18 protein-coding genes are annotated in these 16876 nt (G+C 68.6%); 8 read left to right on the forward strand and 10 right to left on the reverse strand.

Translation table 11 applies throughout. The features are described 5' to 3' along the window. Positions 1 to 16 precede the first annotated feature (16 nt). From radA to BRESU_RS11715, 5 genes are read left to right on the forward strand one after another with little or no spacing between them, the layout of a single operon-like run. Positions 17 to 1381, forward strand: coding sequence for a DNA repair protein RadA (gene radA, locus BRESU_RS11695; RefSeq protein WP_013269767.1), 1365 nt, complete (start codon positions 17 to 19; stop codon positions 1379 to 1381). A 27-nt stretch (positions 1382 to 1408) separates the two neighbouring features. After that, entirely contained in the window at positions 1409 to 2005 is a 597-nt protein-coding gene (locus BRESU_RS11700; RefSeq protein ID WP_013269768.1) for a CvpA family protein, read from the forward strand. A 46-nt stretch (positions 2006 to 2051) separates the two neighbouring features. Then, positions 2052 to 3548, forward strand: a complete 1497-nt coding sequence (gene purF, locus BRESU_RS11705) for an amidophosphoribosyltransferase (RefSeq protein WP_041761571.1) — start codon at positions 2052 to 2054, stop codon at positions 3546 to 3548. After that, positions 3545 to 3907, forward strand: a complete 363-nt coding sequence (locus BRESU_RS11710; protein WP_013269770.1) for a VOC family protein — start codon at positions 3545 to 3547, stop codon at positions 3905 to 3907. The genes purF and BRESU_RS11710 overlap by 4 nt, the downstream gene beginning before the upstream one ends. Positions 3908 to 3946: 39 nt before the next feature. Next, the gene (locus tag BRESU_RS11715; RefSeq protein WP_013269771.1) at positions 3947 to 4702 is read left to right on the forward strand and encodes an SDR family NAD(P)-dependent oxidoreductase; all 756 of its coding nucleotides are present in this window, start codon (positions 3947 to 3949) and stop codon (positions 4700 to 4702) included. Here BRESU_RS11715 and BRESU_RS11720 read toward each other — a convergent pair. Genes BRESU_RS11720 through lipA form a run of 4 tightly spaced genes read right to left on the reverse strand, consistent with a single transcriptional unit; the run spans position 4699 to position 7567 of the window. Beyond that, positions 4699 to 5811, reverse strand: a complete 1113-nt coding sequence (locus tag BRESU_RS11720; protein ID WP_013269772.1) for an NAD(P)/FAD-dependent oxidoreductase — start codon at positions 5809 to 5811, stop codon at positions 4699 to 4701. The two genes, BRESU_RS11715 and BRESU_RS11720, sit on opposite strands and share 4 nt — an antisense overlap. Continuing rightward, entirely contained in the window at positions 5808 to 6143 is a 336-nt protein-coding gene (locus BRESU_RS11725; protein ID WP_041761573.1) for a hypothetical protein, read from the reverse strand. The genes BRESU_RS11720 and BRESU_RS11725 overlap by 4 nt, the downstream gene beginning before the upstream one ends. Before the next feature lie 4 nt (positions 6144 to 6147). Further along, the gene (locus tag BRESU_RS11730) at positions 6148 to 6597 is read right to left on the reverse strand and encodes a type II toxin-antitoxin system RatA family toxin (protein ID WP_013269773.1); all 450 of its coding nucleotides are present in this window, start codon (positions 6595 to 6597) and stop codon (positions 6148 to 6150) included. Positions 6598 to 6604: 7 nt separating this feature from the next. Next, positions 6605 to 7567 (reverse strand): lipoyl synthase, encoded by a 963-nt coding sequence (gene lipA, locus BRESU_RS11735; protein WP_013269774.1) that lies wholly within the window; start codon positions 7565 to 7567, stop codon positions 6605 to 6607. 186 nt (positions 7568 to 7753) lie between these two features. Between lipA and BRESU_RS11740 the strand changes: the two genes are divergently transcribed. After that, entirely contained in the window at positions 7754 to 9310 is a 1557-nt protein-coding gene (locus BRESU_RS11740) for an AMP-binding protein (protein ID WP_013269775.1), read from the forward strand. Here BRESU_RS11740 and ygiD read toward each other — a convergent pair. The 4 genes from ygiD to BRESU_RS11760 all read right to left on the reverse strand — a co-directional run bounded on the left by ygiD (position 9307) and on the right by BRESU_RS11760 (position 12077). Next, entirely contained in the window at positions 9307 to 10062 is a 756-nt protein-coding gene (ygiD, locus tag BRESU_RS11745) for a 4,5-DOPA-extradiol-dioxygenase (RefSeq protein ID WP_013269776.1), read from the reverse strand. The genes BRESU_RS11740 and ygiD overlap by 4 nt on opposite strands. Positions 10063 to 10065: 3 nt before the next feature. After that, positions 10066 to 10668, reverse strand: a complete 603-nt coding sequence (gene wrbA / locus BRESU_RS11750; protein WP_013269777.1) for an NAD(P)H:quinone oxidoreductase — start codon at positions 10666 to 10668, stop codon at positions 10066 to 10068. 81 nt (positions 10669 to 10749) lie between these two features. Beyond that, positions 10750 to 11211 carry a hypothetical protein gene (locus tag BRESU_RS11755; RefSeq protein ID WP_156796159.1) on the reverse strand — a complete coding sequence of 154 codons (462 nt, stop codon included), beginning with the start codon at positions 11209 to 11211 and terminating at the stop codon, positions 10750 to 10752. Beyond that, positions 11208 to 12077 (reverse strand): D-alanyl-D-alanine carboxypeptidase family protein, encoded by an 870-nt coding sequence (locus BRESU_RS11760; RefSeq protein ID WP_041761577.1) that lies wholly within the window; start codon positions 12075 to 12077, stop codon positions 11208 to 11210. The genes BRESU_RS11755 and BRESU_RS11760 overlap by 4 nt, the downstream gene beginning before the upstream one ends. Before the next feature lie 111 nt (positions 12078 to 12188). Here BRESU_RS11760 and BRESU_RS11765 point away from each other — a divergent pair, with 111 nt between their 5' ends. Together BRESU_RS11765 and mazG are read left to right on the forward strand one after the other, a co-directional pair. Further along, positions 12189 to 13553, forward strand: coding sequence for an MFS transporter (locus tag BRESU_RS11765; RefSeq protein ID WP_013269779.1), 1365 nt, complete (start codon positions 12189 to 12191; stop codon positions 13551 to 13553). Then, positions 13550 to 14335: a nucleoside triphosphate pyrophosphohydrolase gene (mazG, locus tag BRESU_RS11770; RefSeq protein ID WP_013269780.1), complete on the forward strand. Its 786-nt coding sequence runs from the start codon at positions 13550 to 13552 to the stop codon at positions 14333 to 14335. Before BRESU_RS11765 ends, mazG begins: the two co-directional genes overlap by 4 nt. A 294-nt stretch (positions 14336 to 14629) precedes the next feature. Here mazG and BRESU_RS11775 read toward each other — a convergent pair whose 3' ends face one another. Continuing rightward, positions 14630 to 15133: a DUF1543 domain-containing protein gene (locus BRESU_RS11775; RefSeq protein WP_013269781.1), complete on the reverse strand. Its 504-nt coding sequence runs from the start codon at positions 15131 to 15133 to the stop codon at positions 14630 to 14632. Positions 15134 to 15144: 11 nt separating this feature from the next. Then, on the reverse strand, positions 15145 to 16806 hold the full coding sequence (locus BRESU_RS11780; RefSeq protein ID WP_013269782.1) for an FAD/NAD(P)-binding protein: 1662 nt from the start codon (positions 16804 to 16806) through the stop codon (positions 15145 to 15147). Positions 16807 to 16876 lie beyond the last annotated feature (70 nt).

Consider the following 16876-nt stretch of genomic DNA (forward strand, 5'->3'; position numbering starts at 1 on the left):
CCTGTAAGCCGTCGTCATGGCCAGAGACGGTGCGATCTACGTTTGTCAGTCCTGCGGGGCGGTCCACGGCAAGTGGGCCGGGCAGTGCAATGCCTGCGGCAACTGGAACACCATCGTCGAGGAGGGTCGCTCGGCACCGCCCGGCGCGATGAAGCCGGCCGCGACGGCCAGGGCCCGGGGCCTGCAGTTCGAATCCCTGATGTCCGAGACGGCCGAGCCGCCACGAATCATCACCGGGGTGACGGAGTTCGACCGGGTCTGCGGCGGCGGCGTCGTGCCCGGATCGGCGATCCTGCTCTCCGGCGATCCCGGCGTCGGCAAGTCGACGCTGCTGCTGGACGTGGCCGGTCGCGCCGCCCTGGCCGGGGCGCGCGTCGCCTATATCTCGGGCGAGGAGGCGATCGAGCAGATCCGCGCCCGCGCCCGGCGCATGGGTCTGGCCGAGGCCCCCGTCGCCCTCGCCTCCGCCACGGCGCTGCGCGACATCCTGGGGACGCTGAAGCGCGAGAAATTCGACATCGTCATCGTCGATTCGATCCAGACCCTGTGGTCCGACGCCCATGAGGCCGGTCCCGGGTCGGTGACCCAGGTCCGGGCCTGTGCCGGCGAACTGGTGCGCCTGGCCAAGGCCGGGGGCCCCGCCGTGGTCCTGGTCGGCCATGTCACCAAGGACGGTCAGGTCGCGGGTCCGCGCGTGGTCGAGCACATGGTCGACGCGGTCCTCAGCTTCGAGGGCGAGCGCGGCTATCCGTTCCGCATCCTGCGCGCCGGCAAGAACCGCTTCGGGGCCACCGACGAGATTGGCGTGTTCGAAATGGGCGACGCCGGACTGCGCGAGGTCGCCAATCCGTCGGCCCTGTTCCTCGGCGAAGGCAAGGACCGCGCCCCCGGCGCCGCCGTCTTCGCCGGGATCGAAGGCAGCCGCCCCGTGCTGGTCGAGATCCAGGCCCTGGTGTCCAAGTCCGCCTATGGCACGCCCCGCCGCGCCGTGATCGGCTGGGAGACCGGGCGCCTGGCCATGGTGCTGGCCGTGCTGGAGGCCCGCTGCGGCCTCGGGTTCGGGGATCAGGACGTCTATCTGAATGTCGCCGGGGGTCTGCGCATCAACGAGCCCGCGGCCGATCTGGCGGCCGCCGCCGCCCTGATCTCCTCGGTCACCGACATGCCCCTGCCCCAGGGCTGTATCGTCTTCGGCGAGATCAGTCTGTCGGGCGAGGTCCGCGCCGTCGGCCGCGCCGAGGCCCGCCTTCGCGAGGCCCAGAAGCTGGGCTTCGACCAGGCCCTGTCGCCGCCCCTGACGGTCAAGGGCGGCGGGGTGGCGATCACCGGAATCAGTCGATTGACCGAAGCGGTCGAACGAATCTCGCAGAACCGCTATTAGGTCGGGGATGCGGCCCACGGGAACCGAATGACCGGCTTCGACGCCTTTGCCATCGTGGTCATCCTCGCCTCGGCCGCGGCCGGGTGGGTACGCGGTGGCACGCGCGAGATCATCACCCTGCTCAGCTTCGTCCTTGCGGCGTTCCTGGCGCTGGTGGCCCTGCCCCTGACCGCGCCGGCCGGGCGGGCGCTGATCGATCCCGACTGGGCCGGTTCCATCACCGCGGCGATCGTCTCGTTCCTGATCGTCTATTTCGGCATCCGCATCTTCGGCTCGATCCTGTCGAAACAGGCTCAGGCGCATCCGACCCTGGGCGGGATCGACCGGCTGGTGGGGATCATCGTAGGAGCCGGCCGCGCCCTGGTGCTGCTGGGGGCCATCCATCTGGTCATCGTGGCCGCCATGCCGGGCGAGCGGACGCCCGGCTGGCTCAGCAAGGCGACCCTGCGGCCCGTCAGCGCCGGGGCCGCCCGGGCCATCCAGATCGTCCTGCCCGGCATCGGTCGAGGAGCCGACGCCATCAGCCCCGTGGTCGATTCATCCGTTCGCCGAGGATTTTCCGACGATAAGGCCTTGCCCCCGACCCAATCGGGCCCTACCTCGCGCCCTGCCGCCCCAGAATAAATTTTCGCCTGTCATCGGAGCCCCGTCGATGCGCAGCCTGAGCCATATGATCCATCCCCCGGTCGTTCACCGGGAGCATTTCCGAGACGCCGATGATGATCATCCGCGCCTGGAATGCGGCGTCTGTGGCGTCTGGGGTGCGCCCGCCGACGAGGCCTCCGCCATCGTCGCCCTGGGCCTGCACGCCCTGCAGCATCGCGGCCAGGAAGCCTGCGGCATCGCCTCGGTCAACCAGACGCGCTTTCACACCGAACGCCACATGGGCCATGTCGGCGAGGCCTTCGGCGGCACCGACCTGCCCGAGCGGATGCCCGGCACGGCCGCGGTGGGCCACACCCGCTATTCGACCGCCGGCGGCAGCTTCCTGCGCAACATCCAGCCGATGTTCGCCGACCTGGACCAGGGCGGCATCGCCATCGGTCACAACGGCAACCTGACCAACTTCCACTTCCTGCGGAACCAGCTGGTCGGCGAGGGCTCGATCTTCCAGTCCACCTCGGACTCCGAAGTCATCCTCCATCTGATCGCCCGCAGCCGGAAGGCAAAGATCGTCGACCGCTTCATCGACGCCCTGGCCCGGATCGAGGGCGGTTATGCCCTGGTCGCCCAGACCCGCACAAAGATGATCGGGGCCCGCGATCCGCTGGGCATCCGGCCGCTGGTGCTGGGCCAGCTGGGCGACGCTTGGGTGCTGGCCTCCGAGACCTGCGCTCTGGACACCATGGGGGCGACCTTCGTCCGCGACGTCGAGCACGGCGAGGTGATCGTCATCGACCATGAGGGCCTGCGCTCGATCAAGCCCTTCCCGGCCCGCGCCGCGCGGCCCTGCCTGTTCGAATACGTCTACTTCTCGCGCCCCGACAGCGTCGTGAACGGGCGCTCCGTCTATGGCGTGCGCAAGCGCATGGGCGAGGGTCTGGCCCGCGAGTTCCCGATCGACGCCGACGTGGTCGTGCCGGTCCCCGACTCCGGCGTGCCGGCCGCGCTCGGCTATGCCCAGGCCAGCGGCATCCCCTACGAGATGGGCATCATCCGCAGCCACTATCTGGGCCGCACCTTCATCCAGCCCAGCCAGGGGGCCCGCCAGAAGGGCGTGGCCATGAAGCACAGCCCGAACCGGGCCGTGATCGAGGGAAAACGCGTCGTGCTGATCGACGATTCGATCGTGCGCGGCACGACGTCGGTCAAACTGGTCCGCGCCGTCCGCGCCGCGGGGGCCAGGGAGGTCCACCTGCGCTCCGCCAGCCCGCCGATCCTGTGGCCGGACTTCTACGGCATCGACATGCCGGAACGGGACCAGCTGATCGCCGCCAACAAGACGATGGAGGAGATGCGCGAACTGCTCGAGGTCGATTCGCTCGGCTTCCTGTCCGTCGACGGCCTGTACAAGGCCATGGGCGAGACGGGCCGCAACGCCGCCGCCCCCCAGTTCACCGACCACTATTTCACGGGCGACTATCCGACCCGCCTGGTGGACCGGGAGATCGAGGAAGGCGGCCGCGATGCCATCGGCCGCCAGCTGTCCCTGCTGGTGACGGCATGACCAACCGCCTGGGCTATTTCACCATCGACACGCCCGATCTGGGCAAGGCGAAGGCCTTCTATTCGTCGCTGCTGGGCTGGACCTTCGACGACGCCAACTCCAATCCGACCTATGCCCACGTCCTGGCGACCGGCGCGGCGGGCGAGGTGGCGTTCGGTGTGCGCAAGGGCGAGCGCAAGGATTTCCCGAATCTCTACATCCAGGTCGACGACATCCACGCGATGTGCGCCCGGGTGAACGCGCTGGGCGGCCGGGCGTCCATGCCGGCGCAGAGCGACAGCGGCCTGTCGGCCGTCATCTGCGACGACCAGGGCGTCAGCCTCAGCCTGTGGCAGCCCGCGCCGGGTCTGGTCGATTAGCCGCTTGGCCATCGGCGAGCCGTCGCGCTATCAGGCCGCATGACCGACGCCCTGCCCCTGGATGACCGTATCGCCCTCGTCGTGGGGGCCTCGCGCGGCATCGGCTATCAGGCCGCGCTCGCGCTGGCCGTCGCCGGCGCGCACGTCGTGGCTACCGCCCGGACCCAGGGCGGGCTCGAGGAGCTGGACGACGCCATCTATGCCGCCACCGGACGCCACGCGACGCTGGTGCCGTTCGATCTGGTCGACGGCGGCGGCATCGACCGGCTGGGCGGGGCGATCTTCGGCCGGTTCGGCAAGCTGGACATCTGGGTCAATGCGGCCGCGACCCTGGGGGCCCAGGGCCTGACGCCGGTCAGCCATATCGACCCGCGCGGCTTCGCCAAGATCGAGAAGACCAACTTCACCGCCACCTATCGCCTGATCCGGTCGCTGGAACCCCTGCTGCGCGGCTCCGACGCCGCCCGCGTGATCCACCTGACGACCAGCCTCGCGCGTGATCCCAAGGCGTTCTGGGGCCTGTACGCCGCGACCAAGGCCGGAGCCGAGGCGATGATGCTGGCCTGGGGCGACGAGATCGAGAGCACGTCCATCCGCGTCAGCGTCCTGGACCCCGGGCGCATGCGCACCCAGATGCGCGCCCAGGCCTTCCCGGGCGAGGATCCGCAGACCCTGCCGCATCCGTCCGAACTGGGCCCACTGATCGTCGAACTGGCCCGCCCCGATGTGACGCCCCCGACGCGGATCAGCTTCAAGGAATGGTCGTCCGGTCTGCCGACGGCGGCGCTGATCTAGGCCAACAGACGGTCGGCCACGGCCTCGCCGATCGCCAGCGAACTGGTCAGGCCCGGGCTCTCGATGCCGAACAGGGCCATCAGGCCCGGCAGGCCGTGGACGTCGGCGCCGTCCAGCTGAAAGTCCGGCTGGGGCTCGCCCGGTCCGTGAAGCTTCGGCCGGATGCCCGCATAGTCGGGCGTCAGGGCACCGTCCGGCAGGCCCGGCCAGAAACGGCGGATATAGGTGGCGAACCCCTCGGCCCGGGCCGGGTCGACCGAATAGTCCTCGGTCGCGACATACTCGAGATCGGGCCCGAACACGGCCTGTCCGCCCAGGTCCTTCCGGTAGTGGGTGCCCAGGGCCCCGGCGATCGGGGGCGGATAGATCAGCCGGTCAAAGGGCGCCTTGCCCGTCAGCCGGAAATAGACGCCCTTGCCGAAATGGCCCGCCGGAATGCGGTCGGCCGGAAACCCCTCGATCCGGGCGGCGACGGCCTGTGAACCCAAGCCCGGCGCGGTGACCAGCAGACGGGTCGTCAGGCTCGCGCCCCCTTCCCCGCCGGCCGTGATCCGGAAGCCCCCGCCCGGCAGAGGCTCGGCCCGTTCGAACGGGGTGGAGACCACCACCGATCCGCCCGCGTCCTCGATCTCGCCCTGCAGCGACAGCATGTAGTCGTGGCTGGCGAAGATGCCGCTCTCTGGCGACAGGATGGCGGCGTGGGCGTTCAGCGCGGGCTCCATGGCCCGGGCCTGTTCGCCACTGAGGTGCTCCAGCCCCTCGACCCTGTTGACCGTCGCCTGTTCGTAGATTCGCTCGATCAGGCCGACCTCGTCTGCCTGGGTGGCCACGACCAGCTTGCCGCATTTGCGATGGTCGATCTTGCGGCTGTCCAGATAGGCATACAGCGCGCGACGCCCCTCGACGCAGAACCGCGCCTTCAGCGACCCGGTCGGATAGTAGAGCCCGCCGTGGATGACCTCGGAGTTGCGCGACGACACGCCCTGGCCGATGTGCGGCTCTTTCTCGAGCACCAGGACCGTCAGCCCGCGCTTCGACAGCGCCCGCCCGCAGGCAAGACCCACGGCCCCGGCTCCCACGATGACGGCGTCGAAGTCGAACCCGGTCAACAGACTCTCGCTCCCATTTCCACACTTCCCACAAGGACAAGCGGCCATAGAGCCAAAGCACCTAGCGCAAGCCACGCAAACTTCTCTTTGCGCTGCAGGAAGCTCTTCCAGCCGACAACGAGCGCAGCCAGAACTGCGACTGGAGATGTCAGCGCCGTCAGGATGAAGAGCTTGATCGGCCAATCAATGCAAGAATCGGCAGCCATCCCTGACATGGCTGCGAACAACAGAATGAACGGAAAGGACAGGATCGCCGCACCGGTCAAGACGACGAGGACAAGCAGCAGAAGCCAGCTGCGGCCATCCAGCCTGGCTATAAGCGCCTGGATCATCGGCCTATGGCCCGAACCGCCGCGCGGCTTCCGCCTCGAACGAGCCGATCAGCATGGAGACAGCTCGCTCGAAATTGGCCTGCAGGGCGGCGTTCAGCAGCGGCGATTTGAACGCGAAATCGATCATGAACTCCAGCCGGGTGCCCCGTGGGTCCTCATGGAACTCCCAGCGGTTCTTCAGGTGCCGGAACGGACCGCGCAAAAGCCCCGCCTCGACCAGAGGGGCATTGCGGTCATGGCGCACCCAGGTCGAGAACCGCTCCTTCAGGAACGAGAACCCGACGGACGCTTCGGCATCCAGAAGGTCGACGCCCGGGGCCTCCTGACGCCGGTTCCAGACCCGCATCGAGGTCACCCACTTCACGAAGCGCGGATAGGCCTCCACGTCCGCGACCAGCTCGGCGAGCTGGGCGGGGGTGTAGGGCAGATGGCGGGTGACGCGGTGGACGGCCAAGCGGTGGTCAGCGTCCGGTCTGGGCCAGACGCGCCGCCTTCAGCCGAGCGAAGTCGTCGCCGGCGTGGTGCGACGACCGGGTCAGGGGCGAGGCCGAGACCATCAGGAAGCCCTTGGCCCGGGCGATCGCCTCATAGGCCTTGAACTCTTCCGGCGTGACGAACCGGTCGATGGCGGCGTGCTTGCGGGTCGGCTGCAGATACTGGCCGATGGTGATGAAGTCGACGCCGGCCGAGCGCATATCGTCCATGACCTGCATGACCTCTTCCTTGGTCTCGCCGAGGCCGACCATGATGCCGGACTTTGTGAACTGGTTGGGGTCGCGTTCCTTGACCTGCTGAAGGAGGCGCAGGGAATGGAAGTAACGAGCGCCGGGCCGGATCTTCAGATACAGCCGCGGCACGGTCTCGAGGTTGTGGTTGAAGACGTCGGGACGGGCGTCGATCATGACCTCGGCGGCCCCGTCCTTGCGCAGGAAATCGGGCGTGAGAATCTCGATGGTCGTCAGCGGGGCCTGCAGCCGGATCTGGCGCACGACCTCGGCGAAGTGGGCCGCGCCGCCGTCAGCCACGTCGTCCCGGTCGACCGAGGTGATGACCACGTGGTTCAGACCCAGTTGCGCGACCGCGAGACCGACCTTGGCGGGCTCTTCGGGGTCCAACGCCTGGGGCAGGCCGGTCTTCACATTGCAGAAGGCGCAGGCCCGCGTGCAGGTGTCGCCCATGATCATCAGGGTGGCGTGCTTCTGGCTCCAGCACTCGCCGATGTTCGGGCAGGCGGCCTCCTCGCAGACCGTGACCAGCCCCTTGGAGCGGACGATCTCCTTGGTGGCATTGTACTGGCCCGAACCCGGAGCCTTGACCCGCAGCCAGTCGGGCTTGCGCAGTACCGCCGTCTCGGGCCGGTTCTGCTTTTCGGGGTGACGCAGCTCCGCAGGGCTTCGCGTCAGGGTGTCGATGAGGGTGACCATCGAGGCGGCCGGGCTCCAGGGAGGACAGGCCGGTATGTCGTCTTTCCGTCACCCAAAGGCAAGTCACGCCCTGTGACGCAGCCGTGACCTCACGCGACGTAACGCATCTTTTCAATGCCGCCCGGCTTAACTAGTTTGGCCGCCCAGTCAGCGAGGGGGCGGTACCAAGCCCTCCGGAGGATATGCGTGCTACGGCCAGGTCTTGATCCATCCGCGGGCGAAGAGTCCCTCTTCGACGCCCTGATCGCCGCGCGTACGCGGTTCGGCGACAAGGAAATCGTCGAGGATCAGGACAGGAAGCCCCTGACCTACACCGGCCTGATCCGCGCCGCCTTCGTGCTGGGGCGCAAGATCGCGGCGATGACGAAGCCGGCCGAGCGCGTGGGCATCCTGCTGCCCGCGTCGATGGGGGTGGTGGTCACCTTCTTCGGCCTGCACGCCTTCGGACGCGTGCCGACCATGCTGAACTTCACCGCCGGCGAGCGGAACATCAAGGCGGCGATCCAGGCGGCCGGCGTGAAACGCATCCTCACCGCCCGGCGCTTCGTGGAACAGGCCAAGATCGAGGACCTGATCGAGGAACTGTCCACGGTGGCCGAGATCGTCTGGCTGGACGACGTGCGCAAGACGATCGGGCTGCAGGACAAGCTGTTCGGCCTGATGGCGGGCCTCGCGCCCAAGCGGTTCCGCACCCCGACCAAGCCCGGAGATCCGGGCGTGGTCCTGTTCACCTCCGGTAGTTTCGGCGCGCCCAAGGGCGTGCTGCTGAGCCAGAAGAACCTCGTCGCCAACGCCCGGCAGATCTCGACCCACATCCCGCTGGATCCGGCGTGGGTGATGTTCAATCCGCTGCCGACGTTCCACTGCTTCGGGCTGACGGGCGGCGTCATCCTGCCGGTCCTCAGCGGGCTGAAGACGTTCCAGTATCCCTCCCCGCTCCACGGCAAGCAGATCGTTGCCCTGCTGGCCGAGGTGAACACCGCGATCCTGTTCGCCACGGACACCTTCCTGAACCAGTGGGCGCGCGTGGCGTCGCCCGACGACTTCCGCACGTTGAAGTTCGTGGTGGCCGGGGCCGAGCGGGTGCGCGACGAGACCCACCACCTGTTCAACACCAAGTTCGGCGGCGTGAAGCTGCTGGAAGGCTATGGAGCCACCGAGGCCGCGCCCGTGGTCGCGGTGAACCACCCCGACCGCAACCGCCCGGGGACGGTCGGCCAGCTGCTGCCCGGCATCGAGGCCCGCGTCGAACCGGTCGAGGGCATCACCGAAGGCGGCCGTCTGTATCTGCGCGGTCCCAATGTCATGGCCGGCTATATGACGCCCGAGGACCCGACGAAGGTCGAGCCGCTCGAGGGCGGCTGGCACGACACGGGCGACATCGTCGATCTCGACCCGGAGGGCTATATCGCCATCCTCGGCCGGGTGAAGCGGTTCGCCAAGATCGGGGGCGAGATGGTCTCGCTGAGCGCGGTGGAAGGCCTGGTCCAGTCCGTCTGGCCCGACGTACGCCACGCCGTCATCTCCATCGCGGACAGCCGCAAGGGCGAGAAGCTGGTCCTGGTCACCGAACGCAAGGACGCCGACGTCAGGGAGCTGGCCGAGTGGGCCCGCGAGCACGGCGCGCCGGAGCTGGCCGTCCCCAAGAAGATCGTCAAGGTCCGCGAGCTGCCGGTGCTGGGAACGGGCAAGACCGACTACGTCGCCATCCAGTCGCTGGTCGACCTCGCCGAGGCGGCCTAGCCGATCCGGACGCCCGTCATCGAGATCGAGCCACCGTCGATGACGTCGTTGAAGAAGGTCACGGCATCGCCGGGCCCGGCTTGGGCCGCGACGTAGAGTAGCGGCAGATAGTGTTCGTCGGTCGGGACGCTGAGCTGCGCGTCCTCGGCCAGGCCGACCCAGTCGATCAGGGCGTCGTGATCGCCCCGCTCCAGCGCCGACTTGACCGCCGCGTTGAAGCTGGTCGCCCAGGGATAGGCGTCGCCGCCGTCCCGCTTCCAGGTCCGCAGGTTGTGCACGAAGTCCCCGCTGCCGGCGACGACGATGCCCTCATCGCGCAGCGGGCGAAGGCGTTTCGCGAGTTCGTAGTGGCCGCGCGCATCGAGGTCGCGGTTCAGCGACAGCTGCACCACCGGCACATCGGCCTCGGGGCAGACGTGGGCGAGCACCGACCACGTCCCGTGATCCAGGCCCCACGCCTCGACGGCCTGGGCCCCGGTCAGGTCGGCCACCCGCGCCGCCAGGGTCGGCGACCCCGGGGCCGGATACTGGAACGCGTGAAGCTCCGGCCCGAAGTTGCCGAAATCGTGGATGGTCTCGGGGTTCCGCTGCGCCGTCACGCCCAGTCCGCAGGTCTCCCAGTGGGCCGAGACCATGACCACGCCGGCGGGCTTGCCCAGATCGCGGCCCACCGCGCGCCAGGCGTCCGCGTGCGGACCGCCCAGGGCGTTCATGGGTGAGCCGTGCCCGAAGAAGACCGCCGGCTGGCGCATGGATCAGGCCGCCAGCTTCTTGGCCAGACCGGCGATGTACTGACCCTGGTGACGGGCCCCGTCCAGTTCGTTGGCGCTGGGCTGACGCGAGCCGTCGCCACCGGTGATCGTGGTGGCGCCGTAGGGCGAGCCGCCGGAGATCTCCTCAAGCGTGAGCTGGCCCTGGAAGGCGTACGGCAGGCCGGCCACGACCATGCCGTGGTGCATCAGCGTCTGGATCAGGCCGATCAGCGTCGTCTCGTTGCCGCCGTGCTGGCTGGCCGAGGACGTGAAGGCGCCGCCGACCTTGCCGACCAGCTTGCCCTGGAACCACACGCCGCCGGTCTGATCCCAGAAGTTCCGCATCTGCGCGGCCGCCGTGCCGAAGCGGGTGCCCGCCCCGACGATGATGGCGTCGTAGTTTTCCAGCTCGTTGACGTTGGCCAGCGGGGCCTTCTGGTCGAGCTTGTAGTGCGACTGGATCGCCAGCTCCTCGGGCACCGTCTCCAGCACGCGGCGGATGTCGACCGTGACCCCTTCGACCGAGGCGGCACCTTCTGCGACGGCTTCGGCCATCTGCTCGATGTGGCCGTAGGTCGAATGATAGAGAACCAGCACCTTGGTCATGGGACGCTCCTTGAGGGGTTTCGCACTTCTGCAACAACTGCAGTAGCGGATGTAAGGCGCGCCCTCCGGGGCGCAAGCCCCTCAGTCCGAATTCGGTCGGCCGATCGGACAGATCTCGGCGTAACGGCCGGCGTCGGCCGGCACGCGAAGGCCCCGTGACGCCTTAAACCGGTGCTCCACGGCCATCGCCTGCTGTTCGATGTTCAGCACATCCCAGCCACAGGGCACGGCGGGATAGCCATAGGCCGACGGCCCGTCGCCGGCCTTCAGCTTGCCCGTGATCAGGTTGACGCCGGACTGGGCCTGCCAGACGTGCACCATCTCGTGGATCAGAACGGACTGCAGCGACAGCGGCGCGACGGCGAAATCTTCGGGGAGCGCGCGGCCCGGCCACAGGATCCAGTCCCGTCCGAACCAGCGGCCGGGCACGAAGGCACGGTCGAACGGCCAGGGCGTGCCCAGCAGACGCACGGTTTCCAGAGCCACCGAATTTCCGAACTCGCCGCGGATCAGTCGCCGTTCGCCCCCGGTCAGGGCCCTCACGGTGTGCCGTCGGATGGCGGGGCCCCGACGTATTCCCAGTGCCAGGGCTCGAAGATGTAGGGCACGAAGCCGAACCGGCCGGCATTCCTGACCAGCCAGCGATAGGTCGGCTCCTGCGTCATGTGCCGTCGGCTGGCCGGGTTGGTCGAATCGACGCCCATCCCCAGCAGTTCACCGACGTAGAGGTCCACGGCCGTCCCGGTCCGGTGGGGCGAGCAGACGGCCCGCCTCAGGCCGTCGCAGTTGCGTTCCGCCGCGCACCGCGCCGCATCGGCCTCGGGATCGCGAAAGCCGGAGAAAATCTGCAGCCGTTCGGGGTCGTTGCGGACCTGGGGCACCTCCGCGCGGGCGGCGGCGACCATGCGGCGATAGGCGTCCAGCACGTCCCGGCGCAGCAGCCGGGTCAGGCGGTCGGCGTGTTCCTCGGACTCGACCAGATAGCCCAGCTGGTTGAGGGGCGGCGGATCGGGGCATTCGTCGCGCACGCGGGCCATGACGAAGGGCCGGCGTTCCTGGAGCAGCCCCTTCAGGACGAGGAAGGTCGGCTGGTCGAAGACGCCCGTGGGGGTCAGGGCGTAGCGCGTCTGGAATCCGGCCAGGGCGGCGGCGAAGGCCGGGGTATTGGCCTCGCAGTCGGTGCCCAGCTCCTTCTGCAGCAGCGGCACATAGGTGACCCAGCCCCACTCGGTCGTGCCGAAGGGCGACCATTCCAGCGCATATTCCGAGATGGCGTTGGCGAAGGCCTGGCCGGCCCACTGGTCGCGCCCGGCCTGGCATCGGTCGGCACCTTGCGCCCTCGCCGCGCCCCCGCCGGCCAGAAGACCGAACAGGGTCGCGCAGAACAGGATGACGAGGCCACGACGCATGAGGATGAGGAAGCCTGACGGTTGAGGCGCATGCAAGACCCCTCTCCTCCTGCGATCAGTTCTGGCATGGTCGGCTGTCCGCGAGTCGAGGCGGGGCCACGGGAATTCCGAATGTCAGACGCGATCGCCGCAACGGCGCCACGCCGCAGCAACGCCGTCCTCGCCGCCTTCTCCGCGGTGTGCCTGCCGCTGGCGGCCTTCGGGGTGGCCCTGCCGGTCACCCTGCCCGAGTTCTATGCGACCCACGTGGGGCTGGAGCTGGGCGTGGTCGCGGCGGTGTTCATGATCGTGCGGCTGATCGACATCACCTTCGACCCCTTCATCGGCTGGGCCATGGACCGGACCAAGACCCGGTTCGGCCGCTATCGCCCGTGGATGGTCGCCTCGACGCCGATCCTGATGCTGTCGGCCTTCATGATGTTCGTGGTCGTCCAGCCGGGAGCCGGGCCGGTCTATCTGTTCGCCTGGCTGCTGGTGCTCTATCTCGGCTTCTCGATCGGGACCCTGGGCCAGCTGGGCTGGGCCTCGGTCCTCGCGCCCGAATACGACCAGCGCAGCCGGGTCTACGGCTGGTGGCAGGTCTTCAATATCATCGGCGTCATCCTGATCCTGATCCTGCCGACGGCGGTGATCCAGACGGGCATCGGGACCTACGCCGACGGCGTCCGCATCATGGGCTGGGCCATCCTGATCGCCCTGCCGCTCACCATGGGGCTGGCCCTGTTCGCCGTGCCCGAGCCGGTCAATGCCGGCGCCGCGCCGCACGGGGGCCTCGGGGCCTATCTGGAGCTGTTCAGGCGCAAGGCGGTCAGGAAGCTGCTGCTGGCCGACGTGGTGCTGGGCGTCGCCCCCGGGATCACCGGGTCGCTGCTGTTCTTCTTCTTCGGCCAGATCAAGGGCTACGACCACACCCAGGCGTCGCTGTTCATGCTGCTGTATTTCGTGGCCGGGCTGGTCGGGGCGCCCTTCTGGGCGTGGCTGGCGACGCGGATCGGCAAGGACAAGGCGCTGGCGGTGGCCAGCCTGGTCTTCGCCGCCTTCTACGTCGGGGCGACCCTGGTGCCGGGGGGCAGCTTCGCCCTGACGGCGGTCGCCATGTTCATCGGCGGTCTGCCCTATGCGGCGGGGCTGTTCCTGCTCCGGGCCATGATGGCCGACGTGGGCGACGAGGTGCGGCTGGAGACCGGCGTGGACCGGACCGGGCTGATGTTCTCCATCCTGTCGGCCACGACCAAGGTCGGGCATGTCGTCGCCCTGATCCCCTATCTGATCCTGCAGGCGGTGGGCTTCCAGGCCGTGCCACCGGCGGGCGGCAACAGTCCGGCCTCGCTGCTGACGCTCCAGGTCCTGTTCATCCTGCTGCCCGGCCTGCTGCTGGCCAGCGCGGCGGTGCTGCTGCGGAACTATCCGCTGACGCCGGCGCGCCACGACCAGATCCGTCGCGAACTGGACGCACGCGAGGCGGCGTCCGCATGACCCCGACCGAACGCCTGCGCGACATCATGGTCCGCCTGCGCGACCCGGACGGGGGCTGCCCGTGGGACGTGGAACAGACCTTTCAGAGCATCGCCCCCTATACGATCGAGGAGGCCTATGAGGTCGCCGACGCCATCGAGCGGGGCGACATGACCGAGCTGAAGGGCGAGCTGGGGGACCTGCTGTTCCAGGTCGTCTTCCACGCCCGCATGGCCGAGGAACAAGGGCTGTTCGCCTTCGACGACGTGGCCGACGCCATGTCCGACAAGCTGATCCGGCGTCATCCCCACGTGTTCGCCGACGAGGTGGCCCAGACCTCGGGCCCGGCCCAGAAGCTGCGCTGGGAGGACATCAAGGCCGCCGAGCGTGCCGGCAAGGCCCAGCACGGGGTGCTGGACGACGTGCCGGTGGGCCTGCCCGCCCTGCACCGGGCGGCCAAGCTGACCAAACGGGCGGCGCGGGTCGGGTTCGACTGGCCCTCGACCGACGAGGTCTTCGACAAGCTGGACGAGGAGGTGGCCGAGCTGAAGGTCGAGATCGCCGCCGGGGACCTCGACAAGGCCCGCGAGGAGGTGGGCGATCTGCTGTTCGTCGTCGCCAACCTGGCGCGCAAGCTGGGCGTGGAGCCGGAGGACGCCCTTCGCGGCGCAAACGCCAAGTTCGTCCGCCGGTTCGGCTTCATCGAGGCGGAGCTGGCGAAGGCCGGACGGACGCCGGAGCAGTCGGACCTCGCCGAGATGGACGGGTTGTGGGATGCGGCCAAGGTGGCGGAGCGGGCGTAGCGTCTCCGCCCCTCAACCGCTTGGCGGATGAAGACCGGACAGTCCGGAATTGCACCCCGAAAAAACCGGGTGCAGCGAGTCCAATTCCTGCGACATCACTCGGGAAGGCCCGCTCAACCCGTTCAGATCATTGCCGTTCTGCTCCCGACGCCCGATAAGCTTCGCCCATTCGAATTTGCACTCGATCCGGACGGCGCGATGCGGGCCGGTCGAGGCGCGGGCGGAAGATCTGTAGCCTGACACACGCCTGCGTCAGAATCGGTCGTAGACGCGGAACAGCCGCCGGCCCGTGTCTCAGCGGATCGGTGTGTAGCGGCAGGTGAAGGCCGGATCGCCGGTCATGAGGCCCGGCGTCAGGTGGATGTGCAGGCGTTCGTTCGACGCGGCGACGTCCAGGGCAAAGGCCTGCTCGGCCTCATACATGTCGTCGCGGTGGGCGTCCTTCCATCCGGCCGCGAGCTTGATGGCGCGCGCCTTGGCCGACGACAGGTCCGGAGCCACGACGAAGACGTTCCGGTGCTGCTCCGCGAAGGACAGCCCGTCGTATCCACCCAGGTTCACGTAATAGAGCCGTTCCGGTCCCTCGAAGGGCTCGGGACGGAGCGACACCTCATAGCCATCCGCGCGATCGATCTCGGACCAGCAGTCGATATGAAGGCTGCCGGGCTTGCCCCACCACTGGGCGACGAGCGGGCCGTGGGTCGCCGCGATCGAGTCCGCGACGACGAAGCGGATGTCGTGCACCTCGATGTTGGCCCCGGCGTGCTCGCCGCCAATGTAGATCGCAAACAGCTTCATCGTCGGGCCGTCTAGGACACAGCCCGGCGCATGTCGACCTCGGGGTCGCCATGCCCGAGGGCGCAGGCCAGCCGCTGGCCGACGACCTCGCCCATCTCGTGCGAGCTGGTGATCCCCTGCACGAACGGGTGGCGGCCCATGATGAACGGGAGGCTCAAGCAGAACAGGCGATCGGCGGGCAGACCGTCCGCGACCGGCTGGAACACGTCATCGATGACGATGCCGCGCGACGACCCGCCGGCAACGGCGGGCATTTCGTCGCGCACGATCCCCTGCTCCAGCAGCGACAGGAACGGAAACTGGATGGCTCCCAGGGCGCGCTGGCCCGTGGCCTCGATGAAGACGGGAAAGTGCCGGTCCACGTCGGCCTGCATCAGGCGGGCCCCACCCGCCGGACAGTGGGTGTCGATCCGGTGGTCGTCGTCGAGCGCGAGCACGTCCAGCTTGCCGGCGCGGTGCAGTGCAAGCATCCGCTCGACCGATTCATGGGGCACCGCCCCGTAGGCGTCGACGAAGACCGGCTTGAAATGGCGGCTGAAGCGCTCGAAGGCGGGACCGTCGAGATGCGGCACGATCGCCGCCACCACCTCGTGCATCCTCAAGATCGCGTCGCGCCAGGGCACCGTCGTGCCGGCGTCGTGGGTCGCGCGGGCCTCCTCAAGATTGGCGGCCGCCCATTCGAACGGATCCGCCGTCAGCCGGTCCGCGAAATAGGCCTCGCCGAACGCCTCCAGCGTGGCATCGGCCAGGCCCGTGGCCTCGACATAGGCGGGATCGACGACCTGCAGCTCGCGGCGGAACAGTTCGAAGACGTCATCCAGCAAGCCGGGGCCCGGCCGATCGATCAGGTCCGCGATCGCCTGTTCCGTGCAGATTTCCAGGGGCGGGTGCGGCAGGGGGAAGTAGAAGTCGGCCTCAGGCAACAGCCCCTTGCGCGACATCATGGTGATGCCGAAGGTCCCGGTGTCCGCATGGGGCACATAGGTCAGGGCGTCGCCCTCACGTTCGAATGCGCCGTGCACGCCGGCCAGCGCAACGGCGGTGTCGATGGCGGTCAGCGACGAGCCCCGGATGCCCACCCGGGTCGCCGGAATCTTCGTCAGCGTGGCCGCGGGCCAGGGGCTGGTGAAGTAGCCCGGACGGACTTCCTGCCGCGACGGCCACTGGTGGCCCGTGGCCAGGACGACGTGGTCGAACAGGGCTTTCGTGATCTCGCCCTGTGGCGAGGAGGAGAGCACGAGTTCCATGCCGCCCGGCCGGTTGACGGCATCGATCACGCGACAGCCCGTCATCACCTGGATCTGGCCGCCCGCCGCGCGGAACGTCTGGACCAGGGTCGCGAACTGAGCCTCGAAATACCGGCCCAGAACGACGCGCGGCACGAAGGCGCGATCGTCGATCTGCTCGATATCGACACCCATGTCCTCGAGCTCGCGCGCAGGCCGGGACTGGAGCCAGGCCGCCAGCGTCTGCGTCAGCGGCGGGATTTCCGCGCTGGCGATGTTGGACAGCATCGCCGCATCGTTCCATCCGGAACGGTAGGGTGTCCCCGCCCCCGCCGACGCCTGGGCTTCGAACACGGTGATGCTGGCCCCACGGACGTCGTGATCCAGGAGCGCGTTCAAAGCATAGAGGGTCGTCGGGCCGGCGCCGACAAAGGCGATTGATGACATGGCGGGCCTTCAATGCGCAGGCAGGCATCGCGATCCAATGTCGGCTCGCTGTCGTATCGGGACGATGGGC

The organism is Brevundimonas subvibrioides ATCC 15264 (assembly GCF_000144605.1).
In the GTDB taxonomy this organism is placed as follows: Bacteria; Pseudomonadota; Alphaproteobacteria; order Caulobacterales; family Caulobacteraceae; genus Brevundimonas; species Brevundimonas subvibrioides.